The following is an 18,974-nucleotide window of genomic DNA, read 5'->3' on the forward strand; positions in this document are numbered from 1 at the left end:
CCGGCATTCGATCACCGGATAGCGGACGATGCTGTCAGAAACAGTCCAGGAACGGAAGGGACTTGCGCGAATCAAGTAAGCAGTGAGCAAATTCCATCATTGATAGCATCCCGGCCGGGATGCCCCATTGAAATGCCATGCACACTTCACAACTCCGGCTCCGTCACGCTCCTTCGACCGGCGCACACTCCGTCCGCACGGATTCCGCTCCCGGAATCCTGAACCCGCGGAGCCGCCGCACCCGTAGAGCCGAACGGAACCGGGCAACCACGCCCACTGGGGGGACGACGCATGACGCAGGACCAGGCCGCCACCGTCACCGCCACGACCACGACCACCGCGCCGATGGTGGCCGTGACCGATCTCCGACGCAGCTTCGGCACCGGCGAGCGGGCCGTGCACGCCCTGCGCGGCGTCTCCTTCACGATCGGCCGCGGCGAACTCACCGCACTCAAGGGCCGCTCCGGCTCCGGCAAGACCACCCTGCTCAACCTGGTCGGCGGCCTGGACTCCCCCACCGCCGGCGGCATCTCCCTCGACGGCATCGACCTCGGCGGGCTGAACGAGGACGGACGGCTCGCCCTGCGGCGGGAACGGATCGGCTTCGTCTTCCAGTCCTTCGGGCTGATCCCGATGCTCACCGCCGCCGAGAACGTCGGCGTGCCGATGCGGCTGCGCAAGGTCGCGGCGGCGGAGCGCGAGGAGCGGGCACACACCCTGCTGGCGCTGGTCGGCCTGGCCGACCACGCCAACCAGCGCCCCGGCGAACTCTCCGGCGGCCAGCAGCAGCGCGTCGCCATCGCCCGCGCGCTGGCCAACGAGCCGGGCCTGATCATCGCCGACGAGCCGACCGGCCAGCTGGACTCGGAGACCGGCCGCTCGATCATGGAGCTGCTGCGCGCGGTGGTGCGCAGCGAGGGCGTCACGGTGCTGGTCGCCACCCACGACCCGACGCTGATGGAACTCGCCGACCGCGTGATCGAGCTCCGGGACGGGCGGATCGTCGAGGCGGAGGCGGAGCAGGCCGCGTAAATCGCGGGAATCCGATCCGATCGGCAGTCGGCTGGTTCGTGTACCGACCCGGCAATTCGACCGGGGAAGAGCTGCGGGGAGAGGGTGTGACGATTCGTCACCCCGCCCCTCCGGATGTTCGACGGCGATCTTCCGCTGATTTCCCCGGAAGCTCAGGAAGCTCAGGGAGTTCAGGGAGTCCAGGGAGTCCAGGGAGCTCCGGGAGCGCTCCGGGAACGCTCCGGGAACGCTCCGGGCCGGAAAACGGTTGTGGTGGCCGGCGCCCGCCGACCACCACAACCGTCACCTCGATTCGTGAGGCCCCGGGATTCTCAGGCCCTCGGGCCTTCACGCCCTCGGGCCCTCACACGTCCGGGCCTTCAGACCGCCGGGAAGATCTCCGCGTCCGGCTTCAGCAGCTGGCCCGGCTTCGGCGCGGTGCCGTCCACCAGGTAGCGGGTGACCAGGTCGTTCAGCGCCTTGCTCCGGCCGACGGCGCAGTGCTCGATCGAGTCGACGCTGACCAGCACCGCGTTGCCCAGCTCCTGCTGCATCCGCTGCGCGAACTTGTACTGCGTAGCCGGGTCGTAGAGGTTGCCGATGACCATCACGGTGTTGGAGGTCTTCTTGTTCCACGGGCCGGAGAAGCGCTCGGCGTCCCGGGCCGGGGCCGGCCAGCTGGCGCAGGCGGGCGCGTCGAAGGCCTGGTAGCGGCCGAAGGTCGGCGACTCCTGCTCCCAGGTCTTGGCCACGTTGGCGAACACCCGGTCGTTCGACGGGTACGGCTTGTCCTGGCAGTTGACGCCCATGTAGGAGTCGTCGGCGGTGTACTCGGAGTCCGCCGGGGCCTCCCGCAGCGCCCGCGGCAGGTTCACGGTGAGGAGGTTGGCGTCCTCCTCCGCGACGTTCGCCTTCGGGGCCAGCAGGGTGGCGGCGTTCGGCTTCTGCAGCACCTGGTACGTCGCCTGCAGCGACTTGGCCAGCGGAGCCAGCTTGGCCTGCGAGTACAGCGCGCTTGCAACCTCGCTGGTGAAGCTGGACAGCGTCACCTTGGTGCCGTTCGCCAGCGTGATCGGGCTGGTCCGCAGGTGGTCGCGGAGCTCGTCGAACTTGGCCCGGGTGTCGCCCTCCCCGAAGGCGCAGCGCGGGGCGCCCGCCGCCTGGCAGCGCTTCAGGAACTCGTCCAGGGCCAGCTCGAAGCCGCCCGCGCGCTGGCGGTCGTACTCCAGGCCGTTGTGCAGGCGCAGGTTGGGGTCGACGTTGCCGTCGATGATGACCGCGCGGACCTTGTTCGGGTACATGTTCGCGTACGTCGAACCGATCAGGGTGCCGTAGGAGAAGCCGGCGAAGGTGAGCTGGGAGTCACCGACGGCGCGGCGCATCCGGTCGAGGTCGCGCACCACGTTGATGGTCGACATGTGCTCGATCAGCGGGCCGGCATTCTTGCTGCAGGCGTCCGTGTAGTCCTGGTCCGCATCCAGCGTCTCGTTGACCTCGGCCTTGGTGACCGGAACGCCGACCATGCGGTTGTTGACCGCGTCGGCGTCCTCCTGGGTCTTGAAGCACTTGAGCGGGTTGCTCCGGGCCACGCCGCGGGGGTCGAAGCCGACCAGGTCGAACTTCGCCTGCACCTCGGGGCCGAAGCGGCTGGTCGTCGCCCACAGGTAGCCGCTGCCGCCCGGGCCGCCCGGGTTGAGGAACAGCGAGCCGATCCGCTTCGACGGGTCGCTCGCCCGGCGCCGCATCATCGCGATGCCGATCTTCTCGCCCGACGGGTTGTCGTAGTCCAGCGGCACGGGGTAGACGGCGCAGTCGTAGATGCCCGGGTCCGGCTTGCTCGGGTCGGGGTTGCACGGGGTCCAGGCAACGGGGTCGACCTTCGCCTCGGCCAGGCCCGGGGCCTGGTCGACCGGCGCCGCCGACGCGGCGACGGCGGAACCGGTGACAAGTGCGAGAGCGCAGGCGACCGCTCCGGCCATCGTGGATATGCGGGACAAGGAACCTCCTCGGTCCTGAAAAGGGCTGCCCCAGACTGTCAGTCGGAGATCTCCGTGTGAAGACCTCGGGGCAGCGCAAACTCTCCGCACACCATTCCGTTGACCGCAGATTATTCTGTGAATGAACCGACTTGACGGTTGGTTGACCTGACGATTGGTCAATCGAGGTCGATCCGCGCGGTCGCCGCCGGGGACGGGGGCGGCAGGCAGGCGGCCGCGATCGGGCTCCGACCGGCGGGGTGGGACGTGACCGTGGTCGAGCGGGTGGCCGTCCCGGACAACGCGGGGGCGGCCGGGTCCCTGCGGCCGGAGCCGAGGCGACCGACTCGGACACCTCTCGCCCACCCGGATCCGGGCCACCCCCGGGGACACCCCGGATCGCGCCCCGCGCCGCCCAGGGCCCGTCCGGCCGGGCCCTGTAGGTCCCCTGCCCGGCTCCGTGCCACCCGGGCGAGGTCCGGCCCCGCACTTGACGGGCCATCCGATTAGGCGCCATATTAATTCTCGTGACGCAGCATCCCGAGGCCCACCACGGCGCTCCCACCCTCGACCAGGCCCGACGCCAGATCTCCCGCTACGGCCTCACGGCCGACCCGCAGGCGGTCCTGGTCGCGGCCCGGCTGATGGCGGCGGGCGCCCGGCTCGGCCAGGCCGGCGAGGTGCACTTCGGCCGCTTCGGGCTCTCCACCGGCCGCTACCGCCTGCTGGCCGACCTGGAGGACCACGGCGGCGAGAAGTCGCCCTCCCGGCTCGCGGCGAGCCTCGGCGTCTCCCGGGCGACCGTGACCGGCCTGGTCGACGGCCTGGAACGGGAGGGCCTGGTGGCCCGCCGGCCGTCCACCGAGGACGGGCGCGGCAACGTGGTGATCCTCACCGCGCGCGGCGCCGACCGGCTGCGCGAGGTGGCACCCGAGCACTTCGCCCGGATGCAGGCGATGGTCGCCGGCCTCTCCGTCGAGGAGCGCACCACCTTCCTGGACCTGCTGGCCCGGGTGGTCACGGGCATCGACGCACTGACCGCGGACTGACCCCGGACCGCTCGCGAACCGGCCCCGACCGGCGCGAACCGCACCCCCGACCGCACGTCCGACCCACCCCGCAGGCGGGCCGCCCGACGGCCCGCCCTTTCTCAAGCCCCACTAGTTAGGCACCTAAGCACAAATACTTAGGTGCCTAATGAGATCCACCGGAACAACCACCCCGAACGTGAGGACACCCATGAGCAAGAAGGCCCCCGGCGCTCCCCCGCCGTTCGTCCTGTGGCGCGAGGTCCTGGTCGCCTACCTCATGCCCGCCGTGACGGCCGGCCTCGGCGGAGCCGTCACCGGGCAGCAGCAACTGGTGGTCGCCGCGCTCACCACCATCGGCGGCACCTCGGCCCTCGTGGCCGCCGCGCTCGGCGCCGTGCTGCGCCGCCGCCCGCCCCGCACCCGGCCCGCCCGGACCCCGCGCGCCGTGGCGGCGGCCGCCCTCGGCCTGGCAGCCGCCGCACTGGGGCTCGCCGTGGGCCTGGCCGCCGCGCGCTGGCTCCCGCACGTCCCGGCCCTCGCCGACAGCCCGTGGCCGAAACGGCTGCCCTTCGACCTGCCGGTCTCCGCCGCCATCGCCGCCACCATCACCACCTGGCGCCGGCGCGGAAGCCGCCGCACCCGCGAACCGCAGCACCCGCTCCACACCGCACCCCAAAGCACCGCCCCCCGACCCGAAAGGCAGACGTCATGATCGTCATCATGGGCGCCGCCGGCGCCACCGGCGGCGCCACCCTGCGCAGCCTCACCGCCCTCGGCGCCCCGAGCCGGGCGCTCAGCCGCGACCCCGCCCGCCTGGCCGCCGGACTGGACGAGCGCACGCTCGCCCTCACCGAGCCGTTCCCGGCCGACGCCGCTGACCCGGCCTCCCTGCACACCGCCTTCCACGGCGCCCACCAGCTCTTCCTCACCATGGCCAACAGCCCGGACCAGGTCCGCCACGAGCTGAACGCGATCGACGCGGCCCTCGACTGCGGGGTGGAGCACATCGTGAAGGTCTCCGCACCCGCCGCCGAGCCGGACTCCCCGGTCGCGGTCTCCCGCGGCCACCACCTGATCGAGGAGCGCCTGCGGTCCTCCGACGTCACCATCACCGTCCTGCGCCCGTACGCGTTCATGCAGAAGCTGCTGCTCCTGGCGCCCGGGATCGCCGCCGCCGGGGTGGTGCACGGCGCGACGGGCTCGGCGCGCTGCAACTACGTGGACGTCCGGGACATCGGCGACCTCGCCGCCGACGTCCTCACCCGTCCGGACCTGGCGGGCCGCACCTATCCGCTCACCGGCGGGCGGGCCTACAGCCACCCGGAGCTCACCACCCTGCTCGGCGAGCTGCTCGGCCGCCCGGTCCGCTACGTCGACCTCGCCCCGGCCGAACTGCACGCCCACCTGGTCGCGCGGGCCGGGATGCCGGACTGGCTCGCCGCCCACGTAGTGGAGATCCAGCGGCTCGCCGTGGTCCGCCGGGAGACCCCGGACGGCTCCTACGCCCTCGCCACCGGGCGCAGTCCGCGTACCCTGGAAGCCTTCCTCCAGGAGCACCTGCACCGCTTCTGCTGACCCTCCCGCCCCCGGTGGCGGGCCCAGACCGACCGGGCTGCAGGGCCGAATGGCGCCCGGACCGACCGGGCTGCAGGGCCGAAAGGGGCCCACGGACGGCCGAAACGCCGGGCCCGCCACCCGGAGGGAGCAACATTCGCTGTGGTGTGGATCACGATCGAAAATACGATCTGACGAACCGTCAATTCGACTGACCGGTCGTCACACTGGTTTGACCGAGCCCGAGTTACGAACTGACGTCACGTCAGATTCACGCCCCTCCGGCCGAGTTGGCCACACACGTCCTCCTGCAGCGCCGAAGATACGGAGCTACCATCGGTCAGGTTGTCCGCTCCGGCCCCGGAGTGGGGTCACCCGGTTACGGCGAGTGGTCCCACCGCCCCCAAGGGCCGGGCATCGATCGGACCGGGGCGAGGACGAGGAGCGCACGGGCTGCCATGACAGCTGAACCGAGCCAGTCGAACGAACCCGGCCGACCGCTGCAGACCGCCCGGCCGCCGCGCGCCCTGTTCCCGGGCCGCCCGGCCGCCGCGCCGCGCACCCTGGTGGACGTCCTGGACGCCACCGTGCGCGCCCACCCGGACGAGCCGGCCCTGGACGACGGCCGTGCCGTGCTCAGCTACCGCGCGCTGGCCGCCGAGGTCGAGCAGCTGCGCCGCCGCCTGGCCGCCGCCGGGATCGCCCCCGGCGACCGGGTCGGCGTGCGGGTGCCCTCCGGCACCAACGACCTGTACGTCTCGATCCTCGCGGTGCTCGCCGCCGGGGCCGCCTACGTGCCGGTCGACGCGGAGGACCCGGACGAGCGCGCCGAGCTGGTCTTCGGCGAGGCCGGCGTCGCCGCCGTGCTGGGCGCCGACCGTGCCCTCGCCACCACGGCCGAGCGCGCGCCCGCCGTCGGACGCCGCCCCACCCCCGCCGACGACGCCTGGATCATCTTCACCTCCGGCTCCACCGGCAAGCCCAAGGGCGTCGCCGTCAGCCACCGCAACGCCGCCGCCTTCGTCGACGCCGAAGCCGCGCTCTTCCTCCAGGACGAGCCGATCGGCCCCGGCGACCGGGTGATGGCCGGCCTGTCGGTGGCCTTCGACGCCTCCTGCGAGGAGATGTGGCTGGCCTGGCGGCACGGCGCCTGCCTGGTGCCCGTGCCCCGCTCGCAGGTGCGCAGCGGCGCCGACCTCGGCCCCTGGCTGGCCGAGCAGGAGATCACCGTGGTCTCCACCGTCCCGACCCTGGCCGCGCTGTGGCCGGCCGAGGCCCTGAACGAGGTGCGGCTGCTGATCTTCGGCGGCGAGGCCTGCCCGCCCGAGCTGGTGCAGCGCCTGGTCACCGAGGGCCGCGAGGTGTGGAACACCTACGGCCCCACCGAGGCCACCGTGGTCGCCTGCGCCGCGCTGCTCACCGGCGACGGCCCGGTGCGCATCGGCCTGCCGCTGGACGGCTGGGACCTCGCCGTGGTGGACGAGGCCGGGGAGCCGGTCGCCCCCGGCGGCACCGGGCAGCTGGTGATCGGCGGGGTCGGCCTGGCCCGCTACCTCGACCCGGAGAAGGACGCCGAGAAGTACGCCCCGCTGGCCTCGCTCGGCTGGGAGCGCGCCTACCGCAGCGGCGACCTGGTCCAGGCCGACCCGGCCGGCCTGCTGTTCCTCGGCCGCACCGACGAGCAGATCAAGCTGGGCGGGCGCCGGATCGAGCTCGGCGAGGTCGACGCGGCCCTGCAGGCCCTGCCCGGCGTGGCGGGCGCGGCCGCCGCCGTACGGACCGCGCGCGGCGGCAACCAGCTGCTGGTCGGCTACCTGGTGGTCCAGGACGGCTTCGACCGCGAGCAGGCCGTCGAGCGGCTGCGCGCCGAGCTGCCGGCCGCCCTCGTCCCGCTGCTCGCCACCGTGGAGACCCTGCCCACCCGGACCTCCGGCAAGGTGGACCGGGCCGCCCTGCCCTGGCCGCTGCCCGACCTGGAGACCGCCGGCCCCGGCGAGCAGCTGTACGGCACCGAGGCGTGGCTGGCCGAGCAGTGGTCCGAGATCCTCGGCATCAAGGTCGGCGGCGCGCGCGACGACTTCTTCGCGATCGGCGGCGGCAGCCTGGCCGCCGCCCGGCTGACCACCCTGCTGCGCACCCGCTACCCGAGCGCGGCCGTCCTCGACATCTACCAGAACCCGACGCTGCGCAAGCTCGCCCGGCACCTGGAGCGCACCGCCGCCGACAGCGCCGAGGCCCGCACCGTCACCCTGGTGCCGACCCGGGCCAAGCTGCTGCAGCTGCTCCTGCTGATCCCGCTGTTCACGGTGGTCGGCCTGCGCTGGACGGTCGCCCTGCTGGCCGCCGGGAACCTGCTCACGCACCTCGGGGACTACCCGTGGGCGCCCACCGCCTCTTGGTGGTGGGTCGGCGCGGGCGCGCTGGCCATGTACACCCCGGCGGGGCGGCTCGCGGTCTCGGCGGGCGGCGCCCGGCTGCTGCTGCGCGGCCTGCGCCCCGGCAGCCACCCGCGCGGCGGCGCCGTCCACCTGCGGCTCTGGGCCGCCGAGCGCCTCGCCGAGCTGAGCGGCGCCACCTCGCTGTCCGGCGCCTGGCTGGTGCGCTACGCCCGCGCGCTGGGCTGCAAGGTCGCGTCCGACGTCGACCTGCACTCGCTGCCGCCCGTCACCGGGATGCTCAAGCTGGGCCGCGGCTGCGCGGTCGAGGCCGAGGTGGACCTGTGCGGCTACTGGCTGGACGGCGACCGGCTGCTGATCGGCCAGGTCAAGGTCGGCTCCGGAGCCGTGGTCGGCACCCGTTCGACGCTGCTGCCCGGTGCCCGGATCGGCAAGCGCGCCCAGGTGGTGGCCGGCTCCAGCGTCACCGGCCAGGTGCCGACCGGCCAGCGCTGGGGCGGCGCGCCCGCCGCCAAGCTGGGCCGCGCCGAGCGCACCTGGCCCAAGGAGCGCCCGCACCGCCGGGCCCGCTGGGCCGCGCTGTACGGCGCCAGCGGTGCCGTGCTCGGCCTGCTCCCGGCACTGCCCGCCCTGGCCGGCCTCGCCGTGCTCTCCCGCTTCGTCCACGAGGGCGACGCGCTCGGCCCGGCGCTCGGCGGCGCGCTGCTCGGCCTGCTTCCCGCGACCCTCGCGTACGGCGCGGTGTACGCGGGGCAGCTGCTGGCGCTGGTCCGGCTGCTCAGCATCGGCCTGGTGCCCGGCACGCACCCGCTGCACGGGCGGGTCGGCTGGCAGGCCTGGACGGTCACCCAGCTGATGGACAGGGCCCGTGAGGTGCTCTTCCCGCTGTACGCCGGGCTGGTCACGCCGCTGTGGCTGCGGGCGCTCGGGATGCGGATCGGCCGGCACGCCGAGGTCTCGACGGTGCTGGCGCTGCCCAGCCTGACCACGGTCGGCGACGGCGCGTTCCTGGCCGACGACACCCTGATCGCCCCGTACGAGCTGGGCGGCGGCTGGGTGCGGCTCGGCGAGGCGAAGGTCGGCGAGCGGGCCTTCCTCGGCAACTCGGGGATGACCGCGCCGGGCCGTTCGGTCCCCAAGCGCGGCCTGGTGGGCGTGCTGTCGGCGACCCCGGCGAAGGCGAAGAAGGGCGGCTCGTACCTGGGCATGCCCCCGATGCGGCTGCCCCGCTCGGCGGACCAGGCCGACCAGAGCCTGACGTACGAGCCGCCGGCCCGGCTGCTGTGGGCGCGCGGGCTGGTCGAGGTGGCCCGGGTCGTTCCGGTGCTGGCCTCGGGGGCGCTGGGCCTGCTGACGGTGGCGGCGCTGTCCTGGCTGGCGGCGGGCTCGCCGCTGACCGCGGCGCTGCTGTCAGGCCTGGTGCTGCTGGGCGCCGGTGCGGTGGCCTGTGTGGTCGCGGTGGTCGCGAAGTGGCTGCTGGTCGGGCGGTTCCGGGCGGTGGAGCACCCGCTGTGGAGCGGATTCGTGTGGCGCAACGAGCTGGCGGACACCTTCGTGGAGATGCTGGCGGTGCCCTGGCTGGTCGGCGCGGTGCCGGGCACGCCGGTGCTGAACCTGTGGCTGCGCGGGCTCGGCGCGAAGGTCGGCCGCGGCGTCTGGTGCGAGAGCTACTGGCTGCCGGAGGCGGACCTGGTCACCCTCGGCGACGGCGTCAGCATCAACCGGGGCTGCGTCGTCCAGACCCACCTCTTCCACGACCGGATCATGCGGATGGATACTGTGGTCCTCCGCGAGGGCGCCACCCTGGGCCCGGGCGGAATCGTGCTGCCCGGCAGCACGGTGGGCGCGCGCAGTACGCTGGGCCCGGCCTCGCTGGTGATGCGCGCCGAGTCCGTCCCCGCCGACACGCGGTGGCTGGGCAACCCCATCGAGGTGTGGCAGACGACGTCATGACCGCCTCGACGACCACCCGTCCCGGCCCGCAGGAAGCGCACGTCCCCGTGAAGTCCAAGCACGCCCCCGCGGCCGCCGGCGCCCCGGACCCGTACTTCCCGAACAGCGGCGACCACCGCTACCGGGTGCACCGCTACGAGCTGACGCTGGACTACCGGCCCGGCCCCAACCGGCTGGCCGGCTCGGCCCGGCTGAGCGCGGTCGCGGACACCGCCCTGGCGGAGTTCGCGCTCGACCTGGCCGACTTCCGGATCGGGCGGGTGCTCGTCGACGGCCGGGCCGCCCGCTACACCCACCGCGCCGGCAAGCTCCGCATCCGCCCGGCGAAGGCGCTCGCGGCGGGCGCCGCGTTCACCGTCGAGGTGCACTACACCGGCAACCCTCGCCCGGTGCGCAGCCCGTGGGGCGGCCTGGGCTGGGAGGAGCTGACCGAGGGCGCGCTGGTGGCCAGCCAGCCGGTCGGCGCGCCGTCCTGGTTCCCGTGCAACGACCGGCCGGCCGACAAGGCGACCTACCAGATCGCGGTGACCACGCCGTCCCCGTTCACCGTGGTGGCGAGCGGCCGGCTGCTGACCCGCACCACCCGGGCGTCCAGCACGACCTGGGTGTACGAGCAGAGCGCGCCGACCTCGACGTACCTGGTGACGGTGTCGATCGGCCACTACCGGGCGGTGCCGCTGGCCGCCCGGCCGGCCGTGCCGCAGACCGGGTACGTGCCGGAGCGGCTGGCCGACGGGTTCGCCCGGGACTTCGCCCGGCAGCCCGAGATGCTGAGCTACTTCGGGGAGGTCTTCGGGCCGTACCCGTTCGGCGAGTACGCGGTCGTCCTCGCCGACGAGGAACTGGACGTCCCGGTGGAGGCGCAGGGCGTCGCCACCTTCGGCACCAACCACCTCGGCGGCGGCTGGGAGCGCGAGCGGCTGATCGCGCACGAGCTGGCCCACCAGTGGTTCGGCAACAGCGTCACGATCGCCGACTGGCGGCACATCTGGCTCAACGAGGGCTTCGCCAAGTACGCGGAGTGGCTCTGGTCCGAGCACGCCGGCGGCCCCGCCGCGGCCACCCGCGCGGCCGTCGCGCACACGCTGCTCGGCGGGCAGCCGCAGGACCTGACCCTCGGCGACCCGACCCGGAAGCTGATGTTCGACGACCGGCTGTACCAGCGCGGCGGTCTCGTCGTGCACGCGCTGCGGCGCACGCTGGGCGACGACGCGTTCTTCGCGATGCTGCGGGACTGGACGAGCCTCAACCGGCACGGCGTGGTGAACACCGCCGACCTGCGGGCGCACGCCTCCCGGTACACCACCACCCCGCTCGGCCCGCTCTTCGAGGCCTGGCTGGAACGGCCGGAACTGCCGCCGCTGCCGGGCTGATCCCGCGTCGGGGCGGGTCGGGGCGGGCCGGCCATCCGGCCGGACGGGCGACTCGTCCGGCCGGGGGCGCGACTCGTCCGGTCGGGGGCGTGGCTGCTCCGGTCGGGGGTGCGACTCGTCCGGCCGGGGGCGCGACTCGTCCGGTCGGGGGCGTGGCTGCTCCGGCCGGGGGCGCGACTCGTCCGGTCGGGGGCGTGGCTGCTCCGGTCGGGGGTGCGACTCGTCCGGTCGGGGGCGTGGCTGCTCCGGTCGGGGGCGCGGCGGGTCCGGCCGGGGGCGCGGTATATCCGGTCGGAGGCGCGGCCGGACTGGGCTACTGTCCGTCCAATGTCGACGACATTCGAAGACCACATGACCGACCTGCCCGCCGAGCTGCTGCCGGTCACCCGCCGCGCCCTGCTGCACCGGGTCGCCGTCGCCCAGGCCGAGGGGCGCGCGCCCGCCGTGGTCGCCGGGGTGGTGCGGGACGGGCAGCCGGTGTGGAGCGGCGCCCGCAGCATGATCGACGGGCGCGCGCCCACCCCCGACGTCCAGTTCCGGATCGGCTCGCTCACCAAGACCTTCGTCGCCGTGCTGGTGCTGCGGCTGCGCGACGAGGGACTGCTCGACCTCGCCGACCCGCTCGCCCGCCACCTGCCCGGCACCGCGGCCGACGACGCGACCGTCGCCCAGCTGCTCTCGCACTCCTCGGGCCTCGCCGCCGAGACCCCCGGCCCGTGGTGGGAGCGGACCGAGGGCTCGCTGCGCCCCGGCCTGGCCGACCTGCTGGAGGCCGAACGCCCGCTCAAGCACCCGGCCGGCCGCCTCCTCCACTACTCCAACCCCGGCTACGCGCTGCTCGGCGCACTGGTGGAGAAACTGCGCGGCGAACCCTGGGGCGAGGTGTTGCGCCGCGAGGTGCTGGCCCCGCTCGGCATGGACCGCACCACGCTGCTGCCCGAGCACCCGCACGCCGGGGGCTTCGCCGTCCACCCGTGGGCCGACGTCATGCGGCCCGAACCGCTCACCGACACCGGCCTGATGGGCCCGGCCGGCCAACTCTGGTCCACCGGCGCCGACCTGGCCCGCTGGGCGGCCTTCCTCGCCTCGGGCGACGACAAGGTGCTCGCCACCGGGACACTCGCCGAGATGCGCCGCCCCGTCGTCGCCCCGCTCGACGACGGGTGGACCACCGCCTTCGGCCTCGGCCTGCAACTGCACCGCCACGAGGGCCGGTTGCTGTACGGGCACTCCGGCTCGATGCCCGGGTTCACGGCGGGCCTCTGGGTCAGCGCGGCCGACGGACTGGCCGCGTACGCCCTCGCCAACGCCACCAGCGGCCCCAGCACCCCTTTGCTGGCCGCCCAGTTGATCGCACTCACCGCCGAGCACGAGCCCCGGCTGCCGGAGCCCTGGCGGCCGCTGCCCGAGGTCGACCAGGAGCTGCTGGCGCTCACCGGCCCCTGGTACTGGGGCGCCGCCCCGAACGTCCTGCGGCTGCGGCCCGGCGGCGTCCTGGAGCTCACCCAGCTCGCGGGCGGCACCCGGGGCTCGCGCTTCCGGCCCGAGCCGGACGGCACCTGGACCGGCCTGGACAACTACTACGCGGGCGAGACCCTGCGGGTGGTCCGGCGCTCCGACGGCACGGTCAGCCACCTCGACGTCGGCTCCTTCGTCTACACCCGCGAGCCGTACGGCCCGGCCGACGCCGTCCCGGGCGGCGTCGAGCCGGAGGGCTGGCAGGCGATGTGAGCGGGATGCCTGCGGGCACCGGGTGAGCAGGATGCCCTGCGGCACCGGGTGAGCCAGGATGCCCTGCGGCACCGGGTGAGCAGGGTGGGCCGGCCCTGGTCTCCGGGGTGAGCGGGGTGACGACGGGGGCGACCGGGGTGACCGGGGTGACCGGGGTAACGACCGGGGTGACCGGGTTCGCGGGGGCGTACGGGAAAGGCAGCCGTACGCCCCCGTTGTCCACCCCCTGCGGGCGAGCGCCCGGTGCCGAGCAGGTGACCGGCGGGCCACGGGTGGTCCCATTCAACAGGTGCACATCTGCGCTCCGCCGGGCCGCAACGTGAATGCCAACCGACTCGGAAAAACATACCGAGACCGGTTCGCGTCCATGCCCAACCACCTGCGGACCGGGACGGTGCCCTGGTGATCCTCGGCACCGCCGATCGTGCTGCCCTGGAGGGTCCGCCATGACCACCGTCCCCACGTACGCTCCGTCCGCAGTAGCCCCCACCCACGACGCCCCGGCGGTCCCGGCCCCCCGCCGCCGGCCCGCCCTGGCCGTGGCCACCGCCACCGCCACCGCCACCGCCACCGCCACCGCCACCGCCACCGCCACTCCCGCCTACACGGTTTCCCTCGCCCGCGACGAGGACGACGTGCGCGCCGCCCAGCGACTGCGCCACCAGGTGTTCGGCGCCGAGCTGGGCGCCGTCCTGCACAGCCCGGTCGCGGGCCTGGACGTCGACCCGTTCGACGAGTACTGCGACCACCTCCTGGTCCGCGAGGGCGAGCAGGGCACCGTCGTCGGCACCTACCGGCTGCTGCGCCCCGAGGCGGCCCGGCGGGCCGGCGGGCTGTACTCCGAGGGCGAGTTCGACCTGTCCGCCCTGGCGCCGGTCCGCCCCGGTCTGGTCGAGCTCGGGCGCTCCTGCATCCACCCGGACCACCGGGGCAACGGCGCCGTCATCAACCTGATGTGGGGCGGCATCGCCCGCTACCTCTCCGACACCGGCAACACCTGGGTCGGCGGCTGCTGCTCGATCGGCCTCGACGACGGCGGCGCCACCGCGGCCCGGGTCTGGGACACCGTCAGCGCCAAGCACCTGGCCCCCGCCGAGTACCGGGTCGCCCCGCACCGCCGCTGGGACTCCACCGGTGTGCCGCGCGCCGAGCGGGGAGCCCTGCCGGCCCTGCTCCGCGGCTACCTGCGGCTCGGCGCCTGGGTCTGCGGGGAGCCCGCGTACGACCCGGACTTCGACTGCGCCGACCTGTACGTGCTGCTCTCGCTGGAGCGCACCGACCCGCGCTACCTGCGGCACTTCCTCGCCGGAATGCCCGGCACGGGCACCGCGTCATGAGCGTCTGGCTGCCCACGGCGACGTGCCGGCCCGAGACCTGCCTGGCCGACCCCTCGCCGGAGGTCTCCCACGCCCGGCGGGTGCTGCGGCTGACGGCCTGTCTGGCGGTGGTCGTGGCGGGGGTGGCGCTCAGCCTGCCGGTCCGCCTCATCCCTCACGGCGGGCGGGAGCGGCTGATCCGGCTCTGGGCCCGCATCGTGCTGCGCACGCTCGGGGTGACCGTCCACCTCGCCGGGCCCGGCAGCGGTACCGGGTCCGGGTCCGGTACCGGGTCCGCTTCCGGGTCCGGGTACGGGTGGTCCGGGAGCACCGCGCCCGGCGGCGGGGACGGGGGCGCCGCGCCCGGTGGCGGGGACGGGGTGCTCGTGGTGGCCAACCACGTGTCCTGGCTGGACATCCCGCTGCTGGCCGCCGGACGGCCCGGCCGGTCGCTGGCCAAGACCGAGGTCCGGCGGTGGCCGGTGCTCGGCCCGCTGGTCGCCTGGGGCGGCACCGTGTTCCTGGACCGCGACCGGCTGCGGACGCTGCCGCAGACCATCACCGCGGTGGCCGAGGTGCTGCGCGCCGGCCACCCGGTGATCGTCTTCCCGGAGGGCTCGACCTGGTGCGGGCGGGAGAGCGGTCGCTTCCGGCCCGCGCTGTTCCAGGCCGCGGTGGAGGCCGGCGCCTGCGTCCAGCCGGTGACCATCCGCTACCGGCTGGCGGACGGGCGGCCCACCAGCATCCCCGCCTTCATCGGGGACGACGGGCTGCTCACCTCGCTCTCGCGGGTCGTCGCGGCGCGCGGGCTGGTCGCCGACGTGACCTTCCTGCCGCCGATCCCGCCGCCCGCCCCGCGGCCCACCCGCGCGGGCGCCCGCCGCGACCTGGCCCGCGCGGCACAGGCGGCGGTCGAGGGGATCCACTGACCGGCCGCCACGACGGCGGCCGGTCAGGCCCGGTGGGCCCCGGCCCCGTGGGCCTCGGCCCTGTGGGCCCCGGCCGAACCCGCCGAGGCCGGCGACTCCGGCGGGTCCGCCGGCTCTGCCGAGTCCGCCGGCTGCGGGCGCCGGGCGGCGACGGCACCGCCCGGGACGACCGGTCGGGTCCGGCCGAGCAGTACGGCGACCAGGACGGCGGTGACGGCGAGCGCTGCCGCGCCGCAGAGCACGGCGAGGTGGATGCCGTCGATGAACGCACCGTCCACCGCGTCCCGGACCGGGCCGGGAAGGGGAGCCGACGGCGCCGACGCCCCGGAGCCGCCGGCGCCGTGCAGCGCGCCGGCGGGCGCGTCCGCGATCGGGCCGACCGCCTCCGGCGGGACGCCGAGCCGCTGCAGGGCGGCCGTCAGGGAGTCCGTCAACCGGTTGGTCAGCACGGCGCCCAGCACGGCGATCCCGAGGACACCGCCGAGCTCCCGCAGCGTGTTGACGGTCGCCGAGGCCATCCCCGCCTGCGCCGGGGACACCCGCATCATCACCGCGATCGACACCGGGGTGAAGGTCAGCCCCATTCCGAGGCCCATCGCGAACAGCGTCCACAGGTACTGCGGGTAGCGGGCGTGGTCGCCGTACAGCGCCAGGCCGCCGAGGCCGGCCGCGCACAGGGCGAGGCCGAGCACCAGCGGCGGCCGGGGGCCGTACCGCGCGGTCAGCCGGCCGGACAGCGGCGCGGCGACCACCAGCATCGCGGTCATCGGCAGCCCGGCGTAGCCGGCCGCGGCCGGGGACCACCCGAGGGTGCCCTGCATCATCAGCGGCAGGAAGAACAGCGCGCCGAACATCCCGAAACTGACCGTGAATCCGCTGAGCAGCGCGCCGCCCAGTGCCCCGTCACGGAACATCCGAAGCTCCAGCATCGGCTCGGTGAGGCGCAGTTCGAGTACCAGGAAGGCGATCAGCAGGACGGCGGACGCGGCGCCGCAGCCGAGCACCCGGTCATCGGTCCAGCCCCGGGACGGCCCTTCGACCAGCGCGTAGACCAGCAGTGCCAGGCCGGTGGCGGACAGCGCGAGACCGCCGAGGTCGATCCGGCGCGGTCGCGGCGGGATGTCCGGCAGGACGCGCACCGCGAGCAGCAGCCCGGCCGCACCGATCGGCACGTTGATCCAGAACACGCTGGCCCAGCCGAGGTGCTCGACCATCGGGCCGCCGACCACCGGGCCGACCGAGAGGCCGAGCGCGGAGACCCCGGACCAGGTGGCGATGGCCCGGGCCCGCTCGCGCTCGTCGGTGAAGACGTGCCGCAGCAGGGCGAGGCTGCCGGGGGTGAGCAGCGCCGCCCCGACGCCCTGGAGCATCCGGGCGCCGACCAGCACGCCGATCGTCCCGGCGAGGGCGGCGAGGGCCGAGCCCGCCGTGAACAGGGCGAGGCCGAGGCGGAACACCCGGGTGCGGCCGTACCGGTCGCCGAGCGCGCCACCGGTCAGCACCAGGGCCGCGTAGACCAGGCTGTAACCCTCGGCGATCCACTGCAGGCCGCTGATCCCGGTGTCCAGGTCCTGCCCGATGCGGGGCAGGGCGTTGTTGACGATGACGTTGTCCAGCATGGACATGAACATGGTGACGCAGAGCGTGAGCAGCGCGAGCCGCCTCCGGCGGGCGCTCGACCCGTCCATGGTTTCCCTCCCGAGCAAGAGCCCCTAACAGTGTTAGGGGCTGATTCGACAGCCACAGAATGCCCCTAACGGTGTTAGATTGCAAGTGGGACATCCACGACGGCACGGGAGGCGTCCGCACGGCCATGGCGGAGAACGACACGACCACGCAGGGGAACAACGCGACCGCACGAGGGAGCGGCACGACCACGCAAGCGAGCGGCACGACCGATCCGGCGAACGACGCCGCCGCCCCGGAGAAGAGCCCCGGGGCGCCCGCCCTGACCCGGGAGGTCCTCGCCCAGGCGGCCCTGCGCGTCCTGGAACGGGACGGTCTCGCCGGGCTGTCGATGCGCAAGGTCGCCGCCGAGGTCGGCGTCAGGGCGGCCTCGCTGTACTGGCACGTCCGCAACAAGGAAGAGCTGCTCGACCTGCTCAACGACGCGATCATGGCCTCGGCCGAGCCCCCGCCGCGCGAGGGTGACTGGCGCGTGCAGCTCCGTGGCTACTGCTGGCGTCACCGACAGCTCCTGCACGACAACCGGGACGCCGCGAAGGTCGTCGCCGGCCGCCTCGCCCCCGGTCCCCACCTGTTCGGGCTGCTGGAGGACCAGCTGGACCGGCTGCGGGAGGCCGGGTTCTCCGATGCGCACGCCGCCCTGACGACCTACCTGCTGAGCTCGTTCGTCCAGGGCTTCGTCCTGCAGGAGCAGTCGCCGATCTCGGCCGCCGAGGCCGGCGGCGCCAGCCGGCTCGACGCCGTCACCGCCGTTCGCGACCGCTTCCGCGCCCTGCCCGTGGAGGTCTTCCCCAACCTGGTCGAGCTGGCCGGGGACCTCACCGAGCCCGACCTCGACGTCCGGTTCGAGTTCTGCGTGGAGCGCATCCTCGACGGCCTCGCGACGCTGCTGCCGCCGGAACGACGCTGATCGGACGGGGCCGGCCCGGGTCGAACCGGGGCGGGCCTGGCCGGGGCGGGCCCGGCCCGATGCTTCCGACCGCCCCACCCGTACCGGGACTGCGGGGTAGGCTCGCCGGGCGCCCGCCCGTACGACCACGGAGGAGTCACCGATGCCCGGCCCGTACCCGCTCTACGAACCGTACGCCCAGGGCCTGTTGGACGTCGGCGACGGGCAGCGGATGCACTGGAACGCCTCCGGCGACCCGACCGGGACCCCGGCCGTCGTGGTGCACGGCGGGCCCGGATCCGGCCACAACCCGCGCGCCCGGCGGTACTTCGACCCGGAGCGCTACCACGTCGTCCAGTTCGACCAGCGCGGCTGCGGGCAGAGCCTGCCGCACGCCGCCGATCCGTCGACCGGGATGGAGCACAACACCACCGGTCACCTGATCGCCGACATGGAGCGGCTGCGGGAGCACCTCGGCATCGACAAGTGGCTGCTGTACGGCGGCTCCTGGGGCTCGACGCTGATCCTCGCGTACGCCCAGGCCCACCCGGATCGGGTCTCCGGGATCGTGCTCTGCGGGGTCACCACGACCGACGCCGACGAACTCGACTGGCTCTACCGGGGCGTCAGCCGGCTGATCCCCGGCCCCTGGGAGGAGTTCCGGGACTTCCTGCCCGCCGCCGACCGGGACGGCGACCTCCTCGCCGCCTACAGCCGACTGCTCGACAGCCCCGACGAGACGGTCCGACGGGCCGCCGCCAACGCCTGGGCCGCCTGGGAGGACGCGGTCATCTCGCACGAGGCGCTGGGCAAGCCGAACGCGTACTCCGACCGCCCCTCCGACGCCCTGATGGCCTTCACCCGGATCACCGCGCACTACTTCGCGCGCGGAGCCTTCCTGGAAGACGGCCAACTGCTGCGCGACGCCGGGCGGCTGGCCGGGATCCCGGCCGAGCTGATCCACGGCCGACTGGACCTCGGCGCACCGCTCGGCATCGCCTGGAAGCTCGCCAAGGCCTGGCCGGACGCCCGCCTGACCGTCGTCGACGAGTCCGGGCACACCGGGAGCCCGCGGATGACGGAAGCGGTCCTGGCCGCGATCGAGCGCTTCGCCTGAGCCCCCGGGGCC

13 protein-coding genes are annotated in these 18,974 nt (G+C 74.4%); 11 read left to right on the forward strand and 2 right to left on the reverse strand.

Going from position 1 to position 18,974, the window contains the following annotated elements; all coding sequences use genetic code 11:
* The first annotated feature begins 291 nt into the window (after nt 1–291).
* Nucleotides 292–1,032, forward strand: a complete 741-nt coding sequence (locus tag ACIGG8_RS09250) for an ABC transporter ATP-binding protein (RefSeq protein ID WP_396546613.1) — start codon at nt 292–294, stop codon at nt 1,030–1,032.
* Nucleotides 1,033–1,391: 359 nt separating this feature from the next.
* On the opposite strand, the gene ACIGG8_RS09255 is transcribed toward ACIGG8_RS09250, so the two are convergent.
* Entirely contained in the window at nt 1,392–3,008 is a 1,617-nt protein-coding gene (locus tag ACIGG8_RS09255; protein WP_396546615.1) for an alpha/beta hydrolase, read from the reverse strand.
* Nucleotides 3,009–3,514: 506 nt separating this feature from the next.
* Between ACIGG8_RS09255 and ACIGG8_RS09260 the strand changes: the two genes are divergently transcribed.
* The 8 genes from ACIGG8_RS09260 to ACIGG8_RS09295 all read left to right on the forward strand — a co-directional run bounded on the left by ACIGG8_RS09260 (nt 3,515) and on the right by ACIGG8_RS09295 (nt 15,270).
* Nucleotides 3,515–4,036 carry a MarR family transcriptional regulator gene (locus ACIGG8_RS09260; RefSeq protein ID WP_350520283.1) on the forward strand — a complete coding sequence of 174 codons (522 nt, stop codon included), beginning with the start codon at nt 3,515–3,517 and terminating at the stop codon, nt 4,034–4,036.
* 190 nt (nt 4,037–4,226) lie between these two features.
* Entirely contained in the window at nt 4,227–4,730 is a 504-nt protein-coding gene (locus ACIGG8_RS09265; protein ID WP_396546617.1) for a hypothetical protein, read from the forward strand.
* Nucleotides 4,727–5,593 carry an NmrA family NAD(P)-binding protein gene (locus ACIGG8_RS09270; RefSeq protein ID WP_396546619.1) on the forward strand — a complete coding sequence of 289 codons (867 nt, stop codon included), beginning with the start codon at nt 4,727–4,729 and terminating at the stop codon, nt 5,591–5,593. Before ACIGG8_RS09265 ends, ACIGG8_RS09270 begins: the two co-directional genes overlap by 4 nt.
* A gap of 437 nt (nt 5,594–6,030) precedes the next feature.
* Entirely contained in the window at nt 6,031–9,921 is a 3,891-nt protein-coding gene (locus ACIGG8_RS09275) for a Pls/PosA family non-ribosomal peptide synthetase (protein WP_396546621.1), read from the forward strand.
* Complete coding sequence (locus tag ACIGG8_RS09280) at nt 9,918–11,294, forward strand: M1 family metallopeptidase (RefSeq protein WP_396546762.1); 1,377 nt, start codon at nt 9,918–9,920, stop codon at nt 11,292–11,294. The genes ACIGG8_RS09275 and ACIGG8_RS09280 overlap by 4 nt, the downstream gene beginning before the upstream one ends.
* 327 nt (nt 11,295–11,621) lie before the next feature.
* Nucleotides 11,622–13,025: a serine hydrolase domain-containing protein gene (locus ACIGG8_RS09285; protein ID WP_396546623.1), complete on the forward strand. Its 1,404-nt coding sequence runs from the start codon at nt 11,622–11,624 to the stop codon at nt 13,023–13,025.
* Between the two features lie 446 nt (nt 13,026–13,471).
* On the forward strand, nt 13,472–14,362 hold the full coding sequence (locus tag ACIGG8_RS09290) for a GNAT family N-acetyltransferase (protein ID WP_396546625.1): 891 nt from the start codon (nt 13,472–13,474) through the stop codon (nt 14,360–14,362).
* Complete coding sequence (locus ACIGG8_RS09295; RefSeq protein WP_396546626.1) at nt 14,359–15,270, forward strand: lysophospholipid acyltransferase family protein; 912 nt, start codon at nt 14,359–14,361, stop codon at nt 15,268–15,270. The genes ACIGG8_RS09290 and ACIGG8_RS09295 overlap by 4 nt, the downstream gene beginning before the upstream one ends.
* A gap of 23 nt (nt 15,271–15,293) precedes the next feature.
* On the opposite strand, the gene ACIGG8_RS09300 is transcribed toward ACIGG8_RS09295, so the two are convergent.
* Nucleotides 15,294–16,958, reverse strand: coding sequence for an MFS transporter (locus ACIGG8_RS09300; RefSeq protein ID WP_396546628.1), 1,665 nt, complete (start codon nt 16,956–16,958; stop codon nt 15,294–15,296).
* A 125-nt stretch (nt 16,959–17,083) separates the two neighbouring features.
* On the opposite strand from ACIGG8_RS09300, the gene ACIGG8_RS09305 reads away from it, so the two are divergent.
* Both ACIGG8_RS09305 and pip read left to right on the forward strand, forming a co-directional pair.
* Nucleotides 17,084–17,866: a TetR/AcrR family transcriptional regulator gene (locus ACIGG8_RS09305; protein ID WP_396546630.1), complete on the forward strand. Its 783-nt coding sequence runs from the start codon at nt 17,084–17,086 to the stop codon at nt 17,864–17,866.
* A gap of 142 nt (nt 17,867–18,008) precedes the next feature.
* Complete coding sequence (gene pip, locus ACIGG8_RS09310; RefSeq protein ID WP_396546632.1) at nt 18,009–18,962, forward strand: prolyl aminopeptidase; 954 nt, start codon at nt 18,009–18,011, stop codon at nt 18,960–18,962.
* Nucleotides 18,963–18,974: the final 12 nt, after the last annotated feature.

The organism is Kitasatospora sp. NPDC085464 (assembly GCF_044541955.1).
Classification (GTDB): domain Bacteria; phylum Actinomycetota; class Actinomycetes; order Streptomycetales; family Streptomycetaceae; genus Kitasatospora.